Genomic DNA, 21,420 nt, shown 5'->3' on the forward strand with positions numbered 1-21,420 from the left:
CGGGTCTTCGGGCGGCTCAGGCCGAGTACGAGTACGAGACGGCGCGCGCGGCGACCACGGACTGCAGGATCTCGCCCGAGCGGATCGCGATGTTCGACAGGAGGGACGAGGTCAGTCCGTGCGTGCGTTCGGTGCCGCCCTGCGTATACACGGCGCCGCTGAGCGGCCGCGTGGTGGTCACCCGGTAGTCACGGCCCACGCCGTCGGTCAGTTCGCCCGGTTCCACCAGGTCGCCGAGGAGCTCGCTCAGATCGGTCGGCGTGAACCCGGTCGCGTAGACGACGGCGTCCACCGCCAGCTGCTCCGTCTCGCCGGTCAGCAGGTTCTCGACCAGGACGCGGACCGAGTTCGCGTCCTCGTCGACGGATGCGACCCTCGACGCCCCGCGCATGAACAGCCGGCGCTCGCCGTCGACGTGCTCGGCGTACTCGCGCCGGTACAGTTCGCGAATCAGATCCAGGTCGACGCACGAGTAGTTGGTCGCCTTGTGGTAGTCGAGCAGTGCTGCACGCTGACGTTCGTCCGCCGCGTGGAACTCGTCGACGGCGGTCGCGTCGAAGATCCGGTTCGCGTACGGGCTGTCGTCGGCCGGCACGTAACCGTATTTGGCGAACACGTTGTGTACCTGTGCCTGCGGATAGGTGGCGTGCAGGTACTCGACCACCTCGGCGGCGCTTTGACCCGCCCCGACCACGAGGAATCGGTTCTGCGTCGGTGTCGGCATCGCCGCGAGATGGTCGAGGAGCCGATGATTGTGGAACTGTCGCGTGGACGCCGTCACTCCGGCGGGCAGCGCTTCGCGCAGGCCTCCTGCGACGACGACGTTGCGCGCGTACAGCGAGATCGGGCCGCTCGGTCCCAGTGCGTCGATGACGAGGTGCCCGTCGCCGTCGCGGATCGCCTCGGCACGGGTGCTGTAGTAGACGTCGGCGCCCGCCTTCTCGTCGGCCCACTCGAGGTAGTCGGAGAACTCTCGCCGGGTCGGGAAGAACGTCTGGTGATTGATGAAGTGCGCCATCCGCCCGCGGTCGGCCAGATAGTTGAGGAAGCTGAACTCGCTCGTCGCGTTGCGCTGAGTGACCAAGTCCTTCAGGAACGAGATCTGCATCGTGGTGCCCGGCAGAAGCATGCCCGGGTGCCACGCGAAACGGGGTTTGGACTCGACGAACGCCGCCGTGATCCGGTCCTCCGGTGACGCCTCGCGGTTGTGTTCCTCGATCGCGATCGCCAAGCCCAGATTCGACGGACCGAATCCGACCCCCACGATGTCGATCACGCTTGACGAATCGGTCCGCATGCGCACGTGTCTGCCTCAATCCTGGATTGTCGTTTGGGAGGGTCTTGAGTGAAGCTGTAATCGAACACATCGCATTCGACTATTGGTTAGCCTAACCTACCCTATAATTGTCGTTCGTTCGACCTCCCGTGCCGCGATCGACTCCTCGCTGAGGGGGATCACGATGGGAGTCGACGTCTCCGGGTCGGGGATGATGCGGCACGGCAGACCGAAGACATGCTCGACGAGCTCGGCGGTGACGATGTCCGTCGGCCTGCCCTCGGCGACGATCTCGCCGTCCTTCATCACGATGATGTGGTCCGCATAGCGGCAGGCATGGTGCAGATCGTGCAGCACCGCGACGATGGTGTGGCCGTTCTCCCGCATGAGTCGCCGGCACATCGTCAGCAGGTCGATCTGGTACGACACGTCCAGGTACGTCGTCGGCTCGTCCAGGAGGATCAACGGGGTCTCCTGGGCCAGCACCATCGCGAACCAGACGCGCTGGCGCTGCCCGCCGGAGAGTTCGTCGACCACGCGACCCGCGAGGTCGGACACACCGGTCGCGGCCATCGCCGTGATCACCGCGGACTCGTCGGCCGCGGTCCATTGTTTGATCAGGTTCTGGTGCGGATACCTGCCCCGCGAGACCAGATCGACCACGCGAATGCCGTCGGGAGCGGTCGAGTGCTGCGGCAGCAGCCCGAGCCGTCGGGCCACCTCCTTCGACGGGTACGAGGAGATGCTCTCGCCGTCCAGGATCACGCTGCCCGCCTTGGGCGGCAGCAGTCGAGACAGCGATCGCAGCAGTGTCGACTTTCCGCACGCGTTGGGGCCGACGATCGCGGTGACCGCACCGTCCGGGATCTCGATCGTCAAATCAGTGCTGATGGTCCGCTTGTCGTAGCCGGTGGACAGTCCGTCCGCCCGCAGGCGCGAATCGTGTTCGCCGTCGTTCCGGGTCATCCTCGTCTCGTCCCCTCTCGGAACAGAAGCCACATGAAGTACAGACCGCCGACGGACACCGTGATGACACCGACGGGAACGGGTTGCGGGAGCAGTTGTGTGACGATGTCGCAGACGCTCACCAACAGCGCACCGACCGCTGCCGCCGACGCCAGGCCGACGGTGCCGGTCCTGGTGATCCGACGCGCGATTTGGGGAGCGGCCAGAGCGATGAACGCGATGGGACCGGTCATCGCGACGCCGAACGCGCTCAACGCCGTCCCCGTCACGAGCATGCCGACCCTGGTGCGCTCGACTTTGAGGCCGAGCGCCTTGGCCGCGTCGTCGCCCATCTCCAGCACCGGCATCCGCCAGGCGACCCAGGCGACGGCGACCACCGCGAACGGCAGCAGGACCAGGGAGGCGTTCACCGCGTCCCAGTCGGTGCCGTCGAGGGTGCCCATCCCCCACCGCTGGAGCGCCATGGCGACCTCGGCGCGACGGTACAGGAGCAGCCAGGCGGTGAGCGAGGACAGCATGAAGCTGACGCCGATGCCGACGATGATCAGCCGGAAGCCCTGGACGCCGCCGCGGAACGCGAGCAGGTACACGAGGGCGGCCGTCCCGAATCCGCCGAGGAGCGCACCGGCCACCTTGACGTCGTAGGAGCCGCCGACGTACAGGGTGCCCACCACCACGCCCAGGTAGGCGCCGGAATCGAAGCCGATCACGTCCGGACTGCCCAGCGAGTTGCGGGTCAGGGACTGGAAGATCGCACCGCTCACACCGAGGACGGCGCCTACGACCACGGCCATGATGATCCGAGGGGCACGGATCTCGTTGACGACGAGTCGATCGTACTGATCGCCGCGTCCGGTGAGGACGTCGACGACGGTCCCCAGCGGGACGGCGATCGGTCCGACCGTGAACGCGACGCATGCCGCGACCGCGGTGAGCGCGCACAGCACGACCACCGATACGACGAGCCGGAGGTCCAGGCGGATCGAGACGCCGAGAACGCCGCGCAGCGTGAGCACGCGCCTGCCGTAGTCGAGATCGTCGCCGGCGGTCACAGCTCGCTCGCCGTTCGTCGTCGGGCGAGCAGGATGAGTACGGGCGCACCGATGAACGCCGTGATGATGCCCGCCGGAATCTCCTCGTCGCTCAGAGTCACTCGACCGACGAGGTCGGCGCACAGCAGCAGGATCGCACCGCCGGCCAGGCTGAAGGGAAGGATCCAGCGTTGATCCGGGCCGACGATCCACCGCACGACGTGCGGAACCATCAGCCCCACGAATCCGATAGGGCCCGCGGCGGCCGTCGCGGCGCCGCACATGACGGTCACCGCGATCACGCCGAGCACACGCACGCGGGTCAACGGGACGCCGAGTGCCATCGCGAGGTCGTCGCCGAGCGCGACCGCGTTGAGCGCCCGCGAGACGACGAGGGCGATGACGGCGCCGACGAGGACGAACAGGCCGACCCCGATCACCACGCCGGTGCCGCGATTGGTGATCGATCCGGCCTGCCAGAATCGCATCGTGGTGAACGCCGCCGAATCGATGAGCACCATGCCCTGGGTGACGCCGCCGAGAAAGGCGGCCAGCGCCACCCCGGAGAGTGCGAGACGGACCGGCGTGGCGCCGGCCCGCCCGGTGTTGGCAAGCAGGTAGACGATGACCGCGGCGATCGCCGCGCCGATCAGGGCGAACCAGATGTAGCCCCAGTAGCTGCCGATGCCGAACACCGAGATCGCGATGACGATGGCGAACGCCGCCCCCGAGTTGACTCCGAGGATCCCCGGATCGGCGAGCGGATTGCGCGTCATCGCCTGGATGACGGCTCCCGACATGGCCAGCGCCGCGCCGACGAGGACCGCCAGCAGCCCCCGCGGGATCCGCTGATCCCAGAGGACGTTCACCTCGTCGAGATTCGGGTTGCTCGGGGACCGGTCCCGGTGGATCAAGGCGTCGACCACGTGGGAGACCGGGATGTCGCGCACGCCGACGCCCAGACTCACCACGAAGAGGACGACCACCGCGGCGATCGCGACGACCAGCGCGATCGTCCGCAGGCGGTTCGACCGCATGAGTCCCTGGGGAGCCTCGCCGTCGGTCGTGCGCGTCGCCTCGTGGTCCGGGGCGGTCAGTTCCTCACCTTCGCCGCGGCCGAGCGCAGCGCGTCGCGGACCGACGTGTCGTCGAGCACATAGTTCATGTTGAGGTACGTCGGCGTGCCCGCGGCCTCGCTCAATGCCTTGTTCTCGATGGTGCGCCCGTCGCGGACCACGGCGAGGTTCTTGAACACCGAGTTCTCGGTGATCTCCTTGCGATCGGCGTAGAAGTTGAGGATCAGGATGTCACGGTCGAGCGAGGAGAGGTCCTCCAGCGACGGCTGCGACGGATCAGTCGAGGGCGGCGGGACGAGGCCGAACATCTTCAGGTAGTTGGCGACGTAGGGCTCGACGGAGTCGTTGCTGATGCCGCCACCGATGTACTGGACGGCGAGCGCCGCGGTCTTGCCGACGACCGTCGGGTTGTCCTCACGCCACTTCGCGGACTTGGCGTCGGTGTCCTTGATCACCTTCTCCGCCTCGTCCTCCTTGCCGAGGGCCTTGGCGACCGTGCGCAGGAAGGTCGCCGCGTCCACATCGCTCGGCGAGGTGAATGGCTTCGGGAAGGTGACGACCGGCGCGATCTTGCTGAGCTGCTGGTAGGTGTCGTCCATGTACCAGCTGCCGACGGCCAGAATCAGGTCCGGGCGGGCCTTCACGACGTCCTCGGTGCGGATCTCGTACGAGGTGCCCGTCCAGATGCGCTCGGGATCGGCGTCCTCCTTCTTGAGGGCGTCCGTCGTCCACACGTTGAACGGGAACTCCTTGTACTCGGCCACGACGCTCGGGGTCACTCCGAGGACCTGCGCCGCATTGAGGTCGGCCTCCGAGACCGCGAGGATGCGCTTGGGCGACGTCGGGATCTCCGAGGTGCCGAAGGCGTTCTCCATCGCGAACGTCGACCCGGTGTCGGCGTCGGCGTCCTCGGAGCCGCAAGCGCCGAGGACACCCGCGAGCAACGCGACGAGCGCGATGAGAACGGCTGTCGTCAGAGCCCGTCGCCGCCGCGGCGCACGATTCGGAATCGTCTGATTCATGGGGAATTTTCCTCCGGTTGAGATGGTCCGATCCGTCTGCCAGACCGATTGAAGATAAGCGTAGCCTAAGCTTCTTCTCGACCTTTCGTCCAGGCGGCCCAGATCTCGCTGTAGCGACCGCCGGACGCGACGAGGTCGGCGTGCGGGCCCTCTTCGACGACCCGCCCTCGCGAGAGGTGGACGATCCGATCGGCCGCCGCGGCCTGACTGAGACGGTGCGCGATGATCAGCGCCGACCGGCCGGCGAGGATCGCATCGGCCGACTCCTCCAGGACGCCGGCCCCGACGCTTCCCGCGTCAGCCGTCGCCTCGTCGACGATCACGACGTCGGGATCGAGCAGATCGATGCGTGCCAGCGCCAGCTGCTGTGCGACCATCGCGTCCACCTGTTCCCCGTTCTCCCCGACGACGGTGTCGAGTCCCTGCTTCAGATGACGGACCCGATCGTGAGCGCCCGCCTTCTTCAGAGCCGCCCACAGGCGTTCGTCGGAGGCGTCGGGCGCCGCGAGCTGCAGGTCTTCCCGCAGGCTTCCGGAGAAGACGTGGACCTCCTGGGTCAGCAGGGCGATACGCCGTGCCCGGTCGGTGCCCGGGATGTCCTGGATCGCGACGCCGCCGAGCGTCACCGTCCCGCTGCCCGCGGGATGGATTCCGGCGAGGACCGTCGCGAGGGTGCTCTTGCCCGCACCTGACATGCCGACGAGGGCGACGTGCTCCCCCGGACCGACGGAGACCGAGACGTCGTGCAGGATCGGATGCTCGGGTGTGTAACCGAAGTCGACGCCTCGCGCCACCAGACCCGTCCCGTCATCGGTCTCGACGTCGTCCGAGGAGTCGCCGGCGCGCGGCATGTCGAGCACTCCGACGATGCGTCCGAGCGCCGCCGCACCGGACTGCAGGTCGTCGAGCACATACATGACCTGGCCGATCGGATCGAACAGCGCGAGGAAGAAGAGCATCGCCGCCGTCGTCGCACCGACCGTGACCGAGCCGTCGCCGACCAGCACGAAACCGACCAGGAGGATCACCGTCATGCCGATGAACTCTCCGAGGTTGAGGCGACCGGTCAGACGCGCCTGCAGCACGGTGGCCCGCATCGACCGCCGGACCACGGCCCACGAGTGCCCGTCGATCCGCACGCTCAGCGGTCCGCCGAGATCGAACGCGCGCACCGTCGACACGCCCTGGATGGGACCGAGCACGTGATGCGCCCGATCGGCGGCGGCGGTGCGCTCGGCGGCGTAGACGGCCGGGGCGCGTCGGATGTACATGCGCGCGGTCACCGCGTAGAGCGGTGCGGTCGCCACCGCGACCAGGAGGAAGCGCCAGTCGATCGCGGCGAGGCCGATCACCGTGACGACGACGCCCGCCTGCGCCATCAGCATCGACGGAAGCGCCTTGCCGATGGCCTCGCTGACCTTGTCCACGTCGTCGGTGGCCCGCGACAGGACGTCGCCGGTGCCGGCCGCCTCCACCCGCGCTACCGGCAGTCGCAGGACCGTGTCGATCATGTCCTCGCGGAGTTCGGCGAGCACGGCTTCGAACACCGTGGCCGCGGCCGCGATCCCGACGCCCGCACACGCCGCGCAGCCGATCGCGGCGGCCACCATGACGCCGCCGCGGGCGACGACGTCCGAGACGTCGCCGCCGTGCGCCACGAGGTCGACGATCGAGCCGAGCAGACGCGGGGTGACCAGCCCGAAGGCTCCCGACGCCGTCATCGCGACGATGACGAGCGCAAGCCTCCCGCGGTGGCGCCCCAGGTGCCTCAGGAGCGCGCGCACGGTGCGCCGCCAGTCGGCGACGGGCAGGTACTCGTGCACCGGTCGTGTCGTCATCGTGCGGCCTCCTGCGGCGTCGGCTCGGGTTCGGGACTCGAGTCGGGTTCGGGACTCGGGTCGGGGGTGAGCGGTGTGTCCAGGGAGATGACGGTGTCCGCGGCGGCCAGCCAGGCGGGCGACTGCGTGAAGACCACGGTGGCCGTCTCCGCGCGAGTGGCGCACACCCGCTCCACCACGGTCGCCTCGGTCATCGAGTCGACGGCGGTCGTCGGGTCGGTGAGCACCAGGAACGCCGATTCGGCCGCGAGCGCACGGGCCAGACCGACGCGTTGCCGCTGTCCGCCGGACAGCATCTGACCCGCTTCGCCGACCGGCGTGTCCAGCCCGTGGGACAGGACCTCTGCGACGTCGTCGCAGGCGGCGGCGAACACCGCCCTCGTCACCGCGCCGGACGCGTCCGGACCGTCGACGACCACGGCCGAGATGTTCTCCACCACCGAGCCCTCGAACAGGTGCGGGGTGTGCGGAACCACCCGGATCGTCGACCGGCCCGCCGCATGGTCGAGCGCGGCGACGTCGACTCCGCCCACACGCAGCACGACGCCGTCGAGGACGTCCTCGCGGGACAGCGCCGCCGCCAGCTGTCGACCGACGCCCTGGTCGGCGGCGATCACCGTCAGTCCTGTCTCGGGCACTCGGATGTCGGGGAGCTCCGGGTGGCCGGTGATCTCGAGCGGACCGGCCGCCGCCGGTCGGTCGCCCGCCGTGATCGCCGGTCCGGCCTGCAACACCGACAGCACGCGGGCCGCACTGGGCACCGCGCCGTTCCAGACGGCGCCGAAGTTGGTGCCCATCGCGTTGAGCGGCCCCATGATGAACTGGGTGAGACCGACCACCGTGATCAACTCGCCGAGACCGATGGCCCCGTCGACCGCCATGATTCCCGCGGCCAGACCCACGGCGATGACGAAGATCGCCGACACTGCCTGGAGCAGAGCGACGTAGGCGCCCTCGGACCGCATCGCGGCGATCGCGTGGTCGCGTGCCCGGGTGCTGGCGACACGGTAGCGCCGCGCCGCCTCGCCCTCGGCGCCGATGCCTTTGAGCACCCGGAAGCCGGCCACGAGATCACCCGCGGTGCCCGCCGCCAGACCGACCGACTCCTGCTGACGCTCGGTGCGCCGACGCAACGGTGCGCCCGCACGGTCGAGAAGCCAGAACATCGCCGGTGCACCGACCAGGACCGCCACACCGAGCGGCCACGAGATGACGAGCAGGACGACGCCCGCGACGATCACCGAGGCCATCTCACCGACCGGGAAGACGGCGAGGAGGACCGCGCGCGACAGTCGAGCCACATCGGACGTGGCGATGCTGAGCGCGGTGCCGGGCAGCCGCGCGGGTCCGTCGGTGCCCGCCGGATGCAGCATCCGGTCGGTGACGCGCATCCGGAACTGATGCTCGATCACCTGCAATGCGTACATGGCCATCCGGTCGCCGAAGCGCCAGGTGAGCGAGAGCATCATGAAGTCGGCCGCCAGGATCACCAGCCACAGGACGAGGGCGTCCCAGTCGTGAGCGAGCACGGCGCGGTCGATGGCCAGTCCCATGATCACCGGGACCAGTGCTTCACCGACGAAATGTGCGACCACGAGGATCATCGCCGGGATCGTGTAGCGGTTCGCTCCCCACATCGTCCGCAGGACGAGCGCGCGGGGCGTGGTGTCACCGTCCACCGGGACCTGCGTCCCGCGTTCGGCGGGTCGTTCCCCGGCCAGCAGGCCGGAGCCGAACAGCCGCTCGGTCAGGCTCGTCTCGGAGCCGGTCATCGTCATCAGTCCTTCTCGTCGGTCGTCGGTCGGTCGCCGTGCAGCCGGTCGCTCCACGCCCGGGCCAGTGCGCTCGCGGTGTCGTCGTCGCCGGATCCGATCACCGAGACGTCCCACCTGCCGTCGTCGGCGATACGGTACCGGGCGACGATCGGATACCTGCACTCGACGCCCTCTGCCCGCCGCTGTCCGGCCGGCGCACCGTAGAACCTGGTCACGAGGACGTCGGCGGCCCGCCGACGGCGCATCGTCTTGCGGACCGCGGGCTCGTGCAGCTGGGCCAGTGCGTGCCAGTGCCTGGTGGCCGAGGATCCCGCGTACTCCAGCGGGACGGTCGGCGTCCAGGGCCCCGCGGCGCCGCGGTCCACGCCGGGCACCGCGCGCAGGTCGGCCTCCACGTCGATCAACGCCTCCTCGCCCAGGATGCCACGCACCGCGTCGACGAGGGCGCGTTCCACATCGCTGAGCTCCGGGGCGCCCTGTCCCGCCTCGAGCGCGTATGCCCGGTAGTCGTCGTGCTGTGCGGCGCCGTCCAGCGCCGCGGCCGCATCGATCACCGAACTCGAATCACCGTCGGTGGCCGTCGCGACGGCCACGGCCACCGCGTGGAGCGACGCCCGGTCGAGTGCGAGTGCGTGTGCGGCCAGCACGAGGTATCCGGTCTCGCCGGTGACGGCGACCGCTGCGAGGCTGCGCCCGGCGGCGATGTCGACGGCCGCTCGAGCCGTCTCGGCCGCATCCGCGAGGGTCCGTTCCAATCCCGGTTCGGAGCCGTCGACGACGGTCAGCGGGATGTGCGAGTCGCCGCCCGCGTCGGCCGCCCAGATCAGTCTGTTGCGCGGGATCACGCGCATCGTCACCGCGTCCAGACGCGCGGCCAGACGTCCCAGCCGCTCACCCGCCTCGGCGACGGTGAGTTCCGGGCCGTGCTCGACGACCTCCGTGTAGACGAGATCCGCGGTCCCCTGACCGAAGGTCCGGATCTGGTGGAGCACCGGCGTCGGCGGCACCGGGCGCCGTTCGGCGACGGGGACGCACGCGGCGGCCAACGCCTGTGCGGTCCGGTGCCGGAACACGTCCCCGGTCGTCAACTGCAGGCCGCTGCGCAACGCACGTCCGACGACAGCCACCGAACTGATGCTGTCGCCGCCCAGGGCGAAGAAGTCGTCGTCCGCGGCGACCGAGGCTCGGCCCAGCACGTCGGCGATGATGTCGACGAGGGCCTGTTCGGTCGGTGTGGCCGGAGCGCGCCCCGTCGTCGCCCGATCGGCCGGATCGGGCAACGCCGCGCGGTCGACCTTTCCGCCGGGGGTCAGCGGCAACTCGTCGACGAACACGACCTGATCGGGGACGCTCTGCCTCGGCAGAGTGGACGCCAGCCGGTCGACGAGCCTCGACTCCGACGTACCGTCGCCGGGAGCGACGACGTAGGCGACGAGTCGTGCGGGTTCGCCCACAGCGGCCACGACGGCGCCGGTCACGGCGTCGTCGTTCCGGAGTGCGGCCTCCACCTCGCCGGCCTCGACTCGCATGCCGCGGATCGAGAACTGCAGGTCCGCCCGGCCGTGCAGGACCAGTCGCCCGTCGGTCATCCGGGCGGCGAGGTCGCCCGTCCGGTACATCCGCGCGCCCGGCTCGCCCGCCGGGTCCGGAACGAATCGGGTCGCGGTGAGGCCCGGTGCACCGTGATAGCCGCGTGCCGTCTGCGGGCCGGTCGCGTACAGTTCGCCGATCGCTCCGTCCGGTACCGGACGGAGCCAGCGGTCGAGGACCGTCACACGTGCGTGCGGCACCGGTCGGCCGACGGTCACGCGTTCGCCGGGGGCCACCGCACCGGCGGTGACATCGCCGGTGACCTCGGACGATCCGTAGAAGTTCACGAGTTCGCGGCCGTCGCCGGCGACCTCGGCCACGACGTCTCCGGTGAGCGGCTCAGCGCTGACCACCCATCGGTGCACCGACGCGACCTCGTCCGCGCAGGACCGGCGGAGGGCGGCGGCCGCACTCGGGATCGTCGTGACCTCGTCGATCGACCACTGTTCGATCAACGCGGCGAGCGCCCGCAGATCGTGCGTCTGTGTCGCGTCGGCGACGACGATCGTCTCGGCGGTCAGCGCGGCGGCGAGGAGTTCGGTCAATCCGTCGACGAAGCTCAACGAGCTCTTGACCAGGCGCGCTCCCGCTCGTTCGTCGGTCGGATGCTGCCAGGCGAGCCGAGCGGCCACCGCTCGCTGGGTTCCCAGCACGGCCTTCGGCACGCCCGTCGAACCCGAGGTGAACAGCAGATACGCACCGTTGTCTGGCCGGACCGGGGCGGTCGCCGCGTCGTTCCGGGGCACCGCGGGCCCCGTCCCCGGACGGTAGTCGGCGTCGATGACGGTCGTCGGCGCCGCGGTGTCGAGCATGTATGCGATGCGGTCGGCCGGATACGCCGGGTCGATCGGCACGAGGACGGCGCCCGCCGCGACCACCGCGAGGCTCGCGCACACCAGGTCGACGCCGCGACCGAGCATCACCGCGACCCGGTCCTCGGCTCCGACGCCGCGCTCCCGCAGGTCGTCGCGGAACGCCTCGGTCCGGGCGACGACGTCGGCGGCCGGGGTGATCTCGCCGGACACGACGAGGTCCGGCAGGCTCGGCAGCACCCGTGCGATCCGGTCGGCGATCGTGTCGGCGGGCGTCGACGCCGGGTCCGTCCGTCCCATCGGCTCCTGACCGGCGTGCTCCGGAACGGACTCGAGGTCCAGAACCGCGCGACCGGTCGTCCCGTCGTCGGAGCGGGCCAACACGGCGAGCACCTCGACGAACAGGGCGGCCGCCGCGTCGGCGGGACCGTCGCCGAGTTCGGCGCGCCGATTGGTGACGGTCACCGAGACCGCGTCGTGCACACCGACCATCACCGTCAGCGGATAGTGCGGTGCCTCGATCACCTCGACGTCGCCGAAGCTGAAGCCCGCGTCGGTGTCCTCCGCCCCGACGTCCGGCAGGTTCTCGACGACGAGGAGCGTGTCGAAGAGTGCGCTCACACCCGTGCTCCGGTGCAGTTCCGTGAGGGCGATGTGCGGGTGATCGACGATCTCGGCGGTCCAGCGGGCGTGCTCGTCGACCGTGTCGACGAGTGGCCGGGAAGCCGACCAGCGCACTCGGGCGGGCACGGTGTTGACGAACATGCCGACCACGTCGTCGAGGCCGTGCCCGCGTCCGGACACGACGGTGCCGAAGGCGACGTCGGTGCGTCCGGTGAGAAGTCCCAGTGTCAGCCCCCACGCCGTGTGCAGCACGGCGCCGACGGTGACTCCGCGACCTCTCGCGAACTCGACGAGGCGGGCGCGTACGCCGTTGTCCAGTTCGGCGCGTCGTGTACCGACCCCCGGGATCACTCCGTCGCGCGCCGGGTCGCCGATGCGGCTCGACGGGTCGAACGCTGCGACGAGCGACGTGGCGTCGTCGAGTCCGTCGAGGGCTCGCGTCCATGCGGTGCGCTCGGCGTCACGGTCCCGGTCGAGCAGCGTGCGGACCGCCGCCGCGTATCGGTCGGCGCCCGCGCGCGGGACGCCCGCGTATGCGCGCCGGAGTTCGGCGAGCACGAGCGGCACCGACCAGCCGTCGGCGACGACGTGGTGGACGGTCTGCACGAGCCGATGGCGGGTGTCGCCGAGTCGCACGAGCGTGTACCGGGTCAGCGGCGCCCGGGTGATGTCGAATCCCCGACCGCGGTCCTCGCGTGCGGCTCGGTCGACGGCGGTCGCGCCCGCGTCGGCGTCCTCGCGTGCGTCGACCACCCGGAACTCCGGTGCGGGCGAGCCGCCGGTCACCACGACCGTCGAACCGTCGTCGACCTGAACGAAACGTGCCGACAGGGCGCGGTGGCGAGTGATCACCGTGTGAGCGGCCCGTGCGAGCCGGTCGGGGTCCACCGGTCCGTGCACGTCGATGATCTGCTGAACCAGGTACGGATCGTCGCCGACGCCGTTCGTCGCCTCGGCCGAGTGGAAGACGATCCCCTGCTGGGTCGAGGTGGGTGCGAGCACATCGCGCAGATCCGGATCGGCGGACTCCAGGCTCGCGATGTCGGCGGAGGAGAGGCGGACCGTCGGGAAGTCAGACGGCGTGTGGCCCGCGATGTCCGCAGCCGCGATCGCGGACAGGACCTGGACCCAGCGGTCGGCGACGGCCTGGACCTCGTCCGCGGTCAGGACCCCGGACGGCCGACTGAACGCCGCGGACATCCGCGGACCGTCGGGGCCGTCGGCCACCACCGCGTTCACCTCGAGGGGTCGCGGAAGCGGCATCGCCGGGTCGCGGCCCTCGTACGGAACGGTCCCGGGCGCCATCGACCAGTCGGCGTCCGACCGCGCGAACCGCCCGAGGTAGTTGAACAGGACCGGCGCACGGTGTGCGGGCACCGGATCGTCGACGAGGTACCGAAGGGCTCCGTAACCGATCCCCTGGCGCGGCACAGCCCGCAACTGCTCTTTGACCGAGCGGACCAGCGCCGAGACGTCCGACTCGTCGACGTCGGCGAGGTCGATGTGCACCGGGTACAGGGTGGTGAACCACCCGACCGTTCGCGACAGGTCGAGATCGCCGATCGCTTCGGGTTCGCGTCCGTGCCCTTCCATCTCGATGGTGGTCCCGTCGGCACCGGTGAGTTCGCCGACGGCCACCGCGAGAGCCGCGACGAGGGCGTCGTTCGGCGATCCGTGCACTGCGGCGGGGAGGACGTCGACGAGGTGTCGGGTCAGGTCCACGTCGAGTTCCACCGTGTGCGTCCGCTCGGTGGCAACGGTGTCGCGGGCCCGGTCGCACTCCCGGCCGAGGACTCCGGCGGGCCGCTCGCAGGTGCGGACCCAGTGGTCGCGCTCATCGTCGAAGACGCCCGCGCGGGCGGCGTCGGCCAGTGCCGTCGACCACGCTCGCCAGGAGACGGGTTCGGCCGCGACCGCGTCCGGCTCGGCGATCGCCGTCGCGAGGTCCTCTGCGACGATCCGCAGCGAGATCCCGTCGACGACGGTGTGGTGAGCGATGAGGACGAGGCGTCCGGAGGCCCCCGGGCGGTCGATCCACGTCGCGGCCGTCACGCCCGGCGATCCGGTGTGGTCGATGAGGCGCGCGGTGCGGTCGGCGACGTGCGCCGCCGCCGCGGCCAGCGCGGCGTCGTCGGTCTCGCCGGGGACCGTCTCGACGGCCAGTGCCACCTCGACCGGAGCGTCGGGAATCGTGGCCGAGGTGGCGGAGGTCATCGATGCGGTGAGTGCGGGATGCGCGGCGACGACGGCGTCGAGCGCCCGCTGCAGGGTCGCCGCGTCGGCGCCGCTCGGGACCGTCAGGGCGATTCCCTGATAGAAGCCGTCGAGCCCGGCGGGCGCGGCGACCTCGTGCAGCCAGTGCAGGATCGGGGTCGGTGTGAGGGCGCCGCGCGGGGCGACGGCGGCGATCGACGCCTCCTCTGCGGGACGTAGCACCGGCGCCAGCTCGGCCGGTGTCCGAGCGGCGAAGACGTCGCGCACCCGGACGGTCATCCCCGCGCGACGGAGGGCGCTCACCACGCGGATGGCGATGATGCTGTCGCCGCCCGACGCGAAGAAGTCGTCGTCGACCGCCACGCGGTCCAGGCCGAGCACCTCGGCGAAGACGTCGCACAGGAGCGACTCCTCCGGCGTCGAGGGTTCGGCGCCGCTGCTCGAGACGAGAACCGGTGCAGGCAGCGCCCGCCGGTCGATCTTGCCGTTGGCGGTGGTCGGCATGGTCTCGAGCGTCATCACGATCTCGGGGATCATGTAGTCCGGCAGCGTGCGGGCGCACGACTCGGTGACCGCGTCGGTCGCCGACCAGTGGGCGCCGACGCCGGCGGCCGCCGTCACATACGCCACCAGTCGCTGGGTGCTGCCGTGATCGACGACGCCGACCGCGCAGTGGCGCACCCCGTCGGCGGATGCGACGGCCGCTTCGATCTCCTCGAGCTCGATCCGGCGACCGCGGAGTTTCACCTGGTTGTCCACCCGGCCCAGGAACTCGAGCGACCCGTCGTCGGTCCAACGGGCACGGTCGCCCGTCCGGTACATCCGTTCGCCCGGAGGACCGAACGGGTCGGCCACGAAGCGGGATGCGGTCAGTTCTGCGGCGTTCACATATCCGCGACCGAGCAGGAAACCCGCCGCGTACAGTTCGCCGGGCTCACCGACGCCGAGCGGTGCGAGTCGTTCGTCCACGACGTACAGGCGGGTGTGCGGGTTCGGCCTGCCGATCGATGTCGCGATTCGTTCGGCCTGTTCGCGGTAGACGACGTGGGACACCCCGATCGTCGCTTCGGCTGGACCGTAACCGTGGTAGAGGGTGGTCGTGGTCTGTTCCCGGAACCGGGCGAACAGCCCGGGTGTCAGCACCTCGCCGCCGCACCAGACGTGCCGGAGCCCCGCCATCGCGCTGCGACCGGCGGCCGCCCTCTCCCGGTCCATCTCGAGGAGGACGTCGAGCATCGACGACACGAGGTAGACGAACGTGACCCGCTCGGTCTCGATGAGGTGGAGGAGACGGTCCGGATCCGCTTCCTCGCCCGCCGCGGCCACCACGACGCGGCCGCCGGACACGAGCGGCAGCAGGATCTCGTTGACCGAGATGTCGAAGGCGAGAGGAGCCTTGAACAGCGTCGCGTCGTCGGACCCGAAGTGCAGGATCTCGTCGCGTTGCCACAGCAGTCGTTCGCAGATCGCCTCGTGCCGGATCATCGCCCCCTTCGGGTTGCCCGTCGACCCGGACGTGAAGATCACGTAGGCCAGACGCTTCCCGTCCCCCGGCGCCGGCGTGGACAGTGCGAAGGCGGCCAGGCGCTCGATCGGATCCGCGGCGCCGGTCGAGACGGGCGCCGTGACGTCGATCGTCAGTTCCGGGACCGGCCATCGGTCGCCCGCCGCGGCGGTGACGACCAGGCGCGCGTCCGCACTGTCGATCACATGTCGGCGGCGCGCCGGCGGCCACGTGGGATCGATCGGGACGAACGCTCCTCCGGCGGTCATGACCGCGAGGACGGTCACGACCATCTCCGCCGATCGAGGCATGCCGACACCGACGACGGTCTCCGGGCCGACGCCTGCCGCGACGAGATCGTCGGCGAGGTCGGCGACCCGGTGTGCGAGTTCGCGGTAGGTCATCCGGGCGCGAGCGTCCACGACTGCGACGGAGTGCGGCGTGCTCTCGGCTTGTCGGGCGAGGAGCGACGGAATCGTCGAATCCGAGGCGGCTGCGTTCATGAGGTTAGGGTAACCTACCATCAAATGTGCTCACGGCCCGCCCGGCGAGTCGACCACCGACCGTCGCACAAGCCCCGTCCGACAGGAGTCTCATTGACCACGAACCCATTCGACGACGAGACCGGAACGTTCTTCGTACTGGTCAACGACGAGGACCAGCATTCGCTGTGGCCGTCGTTCGCCGACGTCCCCGCAGGTTGGCGCGTCGTTCACGGCGGCCGGACAGGCACCGACCGGGCGGCGTGCATCGAGTACGTCGAACAGAACTGGACCGACCTCCGGCCCCGCTCGCTCCGCGAGGCCATGGCCGACGGTCCCGCCGCGAACCGCCCATCCCACCACTGACGAGAGGCTCACACTCCATGCTCCGCACGCTCGTGAACGGCAAGATCCACCGCGCTACCGTCACTCAGGCCGACCTGCACTATGTGGGATCGATCACCATCGACGCCGATCTGATGGCGGCCGCCGACCTCGTCGAAGGCGAACAGGTGTCGGTCGTCGACATCACCAACGGCGCTCGACTGGAGACCTACGCGATCACCGGAGAGTCCGGGTCCGGACGGATCTGCATCAACGGTGCCGCCGCACACCTGGTGAACCCGGGCGACATGGTGATCATCATGTCGTACGGGCAGTTCTCCGACGTCGAGGTCACGATGCACGAACCCAAGGTGGTCCACGTCGACGCCGACAACCGCATTGTCGCCCTGGGCAACGATCCCGCCGAGCCGGTACCCGGCGCGGTCGATCAGTTCGCCTCACGCTGACCGCACGACGCGGATGCGCGCCCGCTCCGTCGACGGAGCGGGCGCGCATCCGCGTCCAGGTCGTACGTCAGTCGTCGATGTATCCGCCGCGAGTGCCGAAGAACTGCTTCGCCGAGACCTCGGTCCCGTCGTCCAGGCGGAGTCGCTCGAAGACGATCGCCGGCTCCGGGACGGTGCGTGAGGAGCCGCAGACCACCGCGATCCCGCCCTCGTAGGGCACCGTCACCCGCCCCGGGGTTCCGCCGAACCGCCCGGTCGACACGTGTGCGGCGAGGACCCGCACACGCTGCCCGTCGAAGGTGAAGTGCGCGTTGGGATACGGATCCGACTGCGCCCTGACCAGGAGCTCGATGTCCGCGGCCGACGAGGTGAAGTCGATGCGCGATTCGAGGTCCGAACGCTTGTGGAAGTACGTCATCGCGGCCGGGTCCTGCGCGATCTCGGTGAGGGTTCCCGCCGCCAGATCCGCCAGCGACCGCGCGACGAGCGGTTCGATCAGATCCATCGTCGCGAGGACCAGTTCAGTGGTCGTGCTCGCCGGGCCCACCGGGACGGCCTGCTGTGCCACGATCGGCCCGGTGTCGAGCCCCTCGTCCATCCGGTGGACGGTGACCCCGACGTGGGACTCGCGGTTCAGCAGTGCCCACAGGACGGGCGAGAAGCCCGCGTATCGCGGGAGCAACGAGTCGTGGATGTTCAGCGTGCCGTGCGTCGGCGCGGCGTAGATCTCGCGCGGCAGCCAGGTGCGCCAGTTGTTGGCGACGATCACGTCGGGTTCGGCCGCGTGCACCGCGTCGATCAACGCCTGATCGGCCCGGGTCGCGACATGGACGGGCACACCGTTGGCCGCTGCGAGATCCTCCACCGAGTCGGCCCACATCTGCTCGTACGGGTGATCGCTCTGCGGATGAGTCACCGCGAGCGCCACCTCGTGCTCGGTCCGGAGCACCGCCGACAGTGTGCGGTGGCCCCAGGTCTGGTATCCGAGCGTCACTACGCGCATGTCAGCGACGCCCGGTGAGTTCCCGGACCCACGCGCCCACGCGCGGCTCCTCGGCGAGAGTCACGAGATCCACGTCCGCCGATCCCGCGGCCCGCCACCGTTCCACGAGGGCCATGAGCCGAACGGAGTCCAGTCCCATGTCGAGAACGTCGGTGTCGTCGTCGAACTCGGCGGCCGGAAGCCCGAGCATCTCCGCCAGGTCGTCGATGATCCGTTCGCGGGTCAATGTCGATTCTTGCTGGTCCATCTGTGTCTGGCCCTCCACTCTCTAGGTTCGGTGCGCGGCAGCCCGGAAGGAGATGCCGCATGTCTGGATGTCGCCCGGGCGGGCGAGGTGTCACACCCCGCCGACGGCGTTCGCACCCGGGCGGGTCGCGGCGAGCGTCTCCCTGAGCCGTCGTCGGCTCACCTTGCCCACTCCCGTCTCCGGGAAGGCGTCGATCACGACGACCGAATCGGGCAGCTTCCACTCGGCCAGGCCGCGACCGCGAGCGAACGCCCGGAGAGTCGGCAGCTTCGGGGCCGGTTCCCCGTCCGCCGCGATCACGTACGCGCAGGTCCGCTCGCCCAGGTACTCGTCGTCGATCGCGACGACGATGACGTCCCGGACCGCGGAGTGCTCGAGGAGATGCTCTTCGAGCTGTTCCGCCGACACCTTCTCCCCGCCGCGGTTGATCCGATCCCCACTGCGACCGCGCACGATCAGCTCGCCGCCGTCGGCCAACTCGACGACGTCGCCGGTGCGGTACCAGCCGTCGGCCGCGAACGACGTCGCAGCGACACCGTTCCAGTACCCGCGGATCGTGTACGGCCCCTGCACCTCCAGGAGGCCGGGGCCGGACTCCACCGGTACGCCGTCCTCGTCGACCAGTCGGATCTGGTCGTACTCCGACATCGGGCGCCCCTGGGTCGTGGTGACCACCTCGATGGGCGCGTCGAGATCGGTGTAGCAGACCAGGCCCTCGGCCATTCCGAAGACCTGTTGCAGAGTGACGCCCAGCGCCGGGCCGATGCGCCGCGCCAGCTCGTCGGGGCACCGGGCACCGCCGACCTGAATCGTCTCCAGACTCGAGATGTCGTGTTCGGTGCCGCTCTCGGCCGTCTCGGTCCATAGTCGGGCGAGCGGCGGAACGAGCCCGACCATCGTGACGCGTTCGCGTTCCACGAGCGGCCAGGCGACCGACGGCGTCGGTGACGGCGACAGGACGGTGGATCCGCCGGCGTACACCGCACCGAGGATGCCCGGTGACGACATCGGGAAGTTGTGCGATGCGGGCAGCACCACGAGGTAGACGGTGTCGGCGGTGACACCGCAGACCTCGTTGCTGCGCCACACGCTGTACAGGTAGTCGTCGTGGGTGCGCGGAATCAGCTTCGGCGTTCCCGTGCTGCCGCCCGACAGCTGGAGGAAGGCGACCTCGGACGGATCGGACCGGCCGTGATCGCGCGGGGCCGCATCGAGTGCCGCCAGTTCGTCGAGGTCGATCACGTGGCGCAACGTGGGCGCCTGCTCGGCGACCGTCCGGGCGAGGCCTGCGTGGTCGTACCCGTGGAGCACGCCGGGATGGATCATCGCGACCGCTTCGGACTCCTGAGCGATGCCGACGAGTTCGGCCTCGCGATGCGCGGGCAGGCCGAAGACGGGCAGCGCCCGGGCGCGGAAGAGCGCGAACACGGTCTCGACGTAGGCGACGACGTTCGGCAGTTGCACGATGACCCGCTCGCCGGGCACGATACCGAGGTCGGCGAACGCGGCGGCCAGTCTGCCGACCCGCCCGTCCAGTTCGCGGTACGTGAGGGACCGCTCGGCGTCCACGACCGCGACCCGGTCGGCGAGATCCGGATCCCCCGCCCGAGCCGCGAGGACGTCGTCGAACGTCTCTGCGCGCCACAGGCCGCGGTCTCGATACAGTTCGGCGAGTTCGGGAGGCCAACTAGTGAATGTCACGAGGTAAGGCTAGCCTAATGGCATGGCGATCCCATCCATCACCCCGTATCCGATCCCGACCGGCCCGTTCCCCGCTCGCGTCGAGTGGACGCTCGACGCAGGTCGTGCCGCACTCTTGATCCACGACATGCAGCAGTACTTCATCGACGCGTACGAGCGCGACGAGGAGCCGATCCGCACCGCGTTGCCGAACATGGTCCGCATCCGCGAAGCCGCCGAGAGCGCGGGGGTCCCGGTGGTCTACACGGCACAGCCCGGCGACCAGCACCCCGCGCGACGCGGACTCCTGCGCGACTTCTGGGGCGCCGGTCTCGTATCGGGCCGCGACGAGGCCATCGTCCCCGAACTCGCCCCCCGCGAGGGCGACATCCAGGTCACCAAGTGGCGCTACTCCGGCTTCGCCCGGACCGATCTCCGGCAGCTCCTGGCCCACCACGGTCGCGATCAGCTCATCGTGATCGGCGTCTACGCGCACATGGGCTGCATGATCAGCGCCACCGACGCCTTCATGAGCGACGTGGCGCCGTTCTTCGCCGTCGACGCGATGGCCGACTTCAGTGGCGCAGAGCACGAGATGGCCGCGACGTACATCGCCAAGCGTGCGGGCATGGTGATGAACACCGACGCCGTCGTCGCCGCGCTGGAGGCCTCCGACACCCGCGCGACAGCCTGAAATCATTTAGGTTAGCCTCACTTATATGACTCGAATCGTCGTGGTGACCGGCGCAGCGAGCGGCATCGGAGCCGCGTGCCTGCGCGCCCTGAACGAACGCGGATGGACGGCCGTCGGCCTCGATCGCACCGACGGCGATCGGATATCGACCGTCGCCGCACCGATGGTCGACGCGGACGCTCCGCAGCTCTGGCGGTGCGACGTCACCGATCCGGACGACGTCGCCCAGGCGGCGTCGCTCGTCGCCGACGCGGGCGGGTGCGAGGCGCTCGTCAACGTGGCAGGCGTGCTCCGCGCCGGTCCCGTCGGATCACTCGATCCCACGGCGTTCCGGGAGATGATCGACGTCAACCTCGTCGGCGTCCTGCACTGTCTGCAGGCATTCGGCCCCCAGGTGATCGAGCGGGGCGGCAGCGTCGTCACCGTCGCCTCGAACTCGGCCGGTGTGCCGCGCACCGGGATCGGGGCCTACGGTGCGACGAAGGCCGCCGCCGCGATGCTCACCAGGTCGTTCGGCCTGGAGAACGCGGGTGCGGGCGTCCGCGCCAACGTCGTCCATCCGGGATCCACACGCACCCCGATGCTCGAGAGCCTCTGGGCCGACCCGAGCGGAGAGACGTCCACGCTGAACGGCGACCTCGACGCGTACCGCCTCGGGATCCCGCTGCGACGGATCGCCGACCCCGTCGACATCGCCGACACCGTCGCCTTCCTGCTGGCCTCGGACGCCCGACACATCACGATGCAGGAGCTGTACGTCGACGGAGGCGCGAGCCTGCGCAGTTGAGCGCTGCG

The 21,420-nt window shown here is 70.1% G+C and carries 15 protein-coding genes and 1 pseudogene; 4 read left to right on the plus strand and 12 right to left on the minus strand.

The window, feature by feature from the left end; translation table 11 throughout:
* Positions 1 to 16: 16 nt before the first annotated feature.
* The 9 genes and pseudogenes from BKA16_RS02525 to BKA16_RS24240 all read right to left on the minus strand — a co-directional run.
* On the minus strand, positions 17 to 1,297 hold the full coding sequence (locus tag BKA16_RS02525) for a lysine N(6)-hydroxylase/L-ornithine N(5)-oxygenase family protein (RefSeq protein ID WP_183369144.1): 1,281 nt from the start codon (positions 1,295 to 1,297) through the stop codon (positions 17 to 19).
* 96 nt (positions 1,298 to 1,393) lie between these two features.
* On the minus strand, positions 1,394 to 2,242 hold the full coding sequence (locus tag BKA16_RS02530; protein ID WP_183369145.1) for an ABC transporter ATP-binding protein: 849 nt from the start codon (positions 2,240 to 2,242) through the stop codon (positions 1,394 to 1,396).
* On the minus strand, positions 2,239 to 3,294 hold the full coding sequence (locus BKA16_RS02535; protein ID WP_183369146.1) for an iron chelate uptake ABC transporter family permease subunit: 1,056 nt from the start codon (positions 3,292 to 3,294) through the stop codon (positions 2,239 to 2,241). The genes BKA16_RS02530 and BKA16_RS02535 overlap by 4 nt, the downstream gene beginning before the upstream one ends.
* Positions 3,291 to 4,310 (minus strand): FecCD family ABC transporter permease, encoded by a 1,020-nt coding sequence (locus BKA16_RS02540; protein ID WP_183369148.1) that lies wholly within the window; start codon positions 4,308 to 4,310, stop codon positions 3,291 to 3,293. The genes BKA16_RS02535 and BKA16_RS02540 overlap by 4 nt, the downstream gene beginning before the upstream one ends.
* A gap of 56 nt (positions 4,311 to 4,366) precedes the next feature.
* A complete protein-coding gene (locus tag BKA16_RS02545) occupies positions 4,367 to 5,371 on the minus strand; it encodes an ABC transporter substrate-binding protein (protein WP_183369150.1) in 1,005 nt (334 codons plus the stop codon).
* A 65-nt stretch (positions 5,372 to 5,436) separates the two neighbouring features.
* Positions 5,437 to 7,209: an ABC transporter ATP-binding protein gene (locus BKA16_RS02550; RefSeq protein WP_183369152.1), complete on the minus strand. Its 1,773-nt coding sequence runs from the start codon at positions 7,207 to 7,209 to the stop codon at positions 5,437 to 5,439.
* Positions 7,206 to 8,981, minus strand: coding sequence for an ABC transporter transmembrane domain-containing protein (locus BKA16_RS02555; protein ID WP_183369157.1), 1,776 nt, complete (start codon positions 8,979 to 8,981; stop codon positions 7,206 to 7,208). The genes BKA16_RS02550 and BKA16_RS02555 overlap by 4 nt, the downstream gene beginning before the upstream one ends.
* A gap of 5 nt (positions 8,982 to 8,986) precedes the next feature.
* A complete protein-coding gene (locus BKA16_RS24235; protein WP_425489503.1) occupies positions 8,987 to 13,012 on the minus strand; it encodes a non-ribosomal peptide synthetase in 4,026 nt (1,341 codons plus the stop codon).
* A gap of 42 nt (positions 13,013 to 13,054) precedes the next feature.
* Positions 13,055 to 16,252, minus strand: a pseudogene (locus BKA16_RS24240) (amino acid adenylation domain-containing protein); the annotation flags it as partial.
* 72 nt (positions 16,253 to 16,324) lie between these two features.
* Between BKA16_RS24240 and BKA16_RS02565 the strand changes: the two are divergent.
* Complete coding sequence (locus BKA16_RS02565) at positions 16,325 to 16,576, plus strand: MbtH family protein (protein ID WP_183369162.1); 252 nt, start codon at positions 16,325 to 16,327, stop codon at positions 16,574 to 16,576.
* 17 nt (positions 16,577 to 16,593) lie between these two features.
* Positions 16,594 to 17,001, plus strand: a complete 408-nt coding sequence (panD, locus tag BKA16_RS02570) for an aspartate 1-decarboxylase (protein ID WP_183369164.1) — start codon at positions 16,594 to 16,596, stop codon at positions 16,999 to 17,001.
* Between the two features lie 67 nt (positions 17,002 to 17,068).
* Here panD and BKA16_RS02575 read toward each other — a convergent pair whose 3' ends face one another.
* The 3 genes from BKA16_RS02575 to BKA16_RS02585 form a co-directional block, all read right to left on the minus strand.
* The gene (locus BKA16_RS02575) at positions 17,069 to 18,004 is read right to left on the minus strand and encodes a methionyl-tRNA formyltransferase (RefSeq protein WP_183369166.1); all 936 of its coding nucleotides are present in this window, start codon (positions 18,002 to 18,004) and stop codon (positions 17,069 to 17,071) included.
* 1 nt (position 18,005) lies between these two features.
* Positions 18,006 to 18,251, minus strand: a complete 246-nt coding sequence (locus BKA16_RS02580) for a phosphopantetheine-binding protein (protein WP_183369168.1) — start codon at positions 18,249 to 18,251, stop codon at positions 18,006 to 18,008.
* 90 nt (positions 18,252 to 18,341) lie between these two features.
* The gene (locus BKA16_RS02585; protein WP_183369170.1) at positions 18,342 to 19,952 is read right to left on the minus strand and encodes an AMP-binding protein; all 1,611 of its coding nucleotides are present in this window, start codon (positions 19,950 to 19,952) and stop codon (positions 18,342 to 18,344) included.
* Positions 19,953 to 19,974: 22 nt separating this feature from the next.
* Between BKA16_RS02585 and BKA16_RS02590 the strand changes: the two genes are divergently transcribed.
* Both BKA16_RS02590 and BKA16_RS02595 read left to right on the plus strand, forming a co-directional pair.
* Positions 19,975 to 20,625, plus strand: coding sequence for an isochorismatase family protein (locus tag BKA16_RS02590; protein WP_183369172.1), 651 nt, complete (start codon positions 19,975 to 19,977; stop codon positions 20,623 to 20,625).
* A gap of 25 nt (positions 20,626 to 20,650) precedes the next feature.
* Positions 20,651 to 21,412 carry an SDR family oxidoreductase gene (locus BKA16_RS02595; RefSeq protein WP_183369175.1) on the plus strand — a complete coding sequence of 254 codons (762 nt, stop codon included), beginning with the start codon at positions 20,651 to 20,653 and terminating at the stop codon, positions 21,410 to 21,412.
* Positions 21,413 to 21,420: the final 8 nt, after the last annotated feature.

Origin of the sequence: Gordonia humi (assembly GCF_014197435.1) — a bacterium.
GTDB classification, from domain to species: Bacteria; Actinomycetota; Actinomycetes; order Mycobacteriales; family Mycobacteriaceae; genus Gordonia; species Gordonia humi.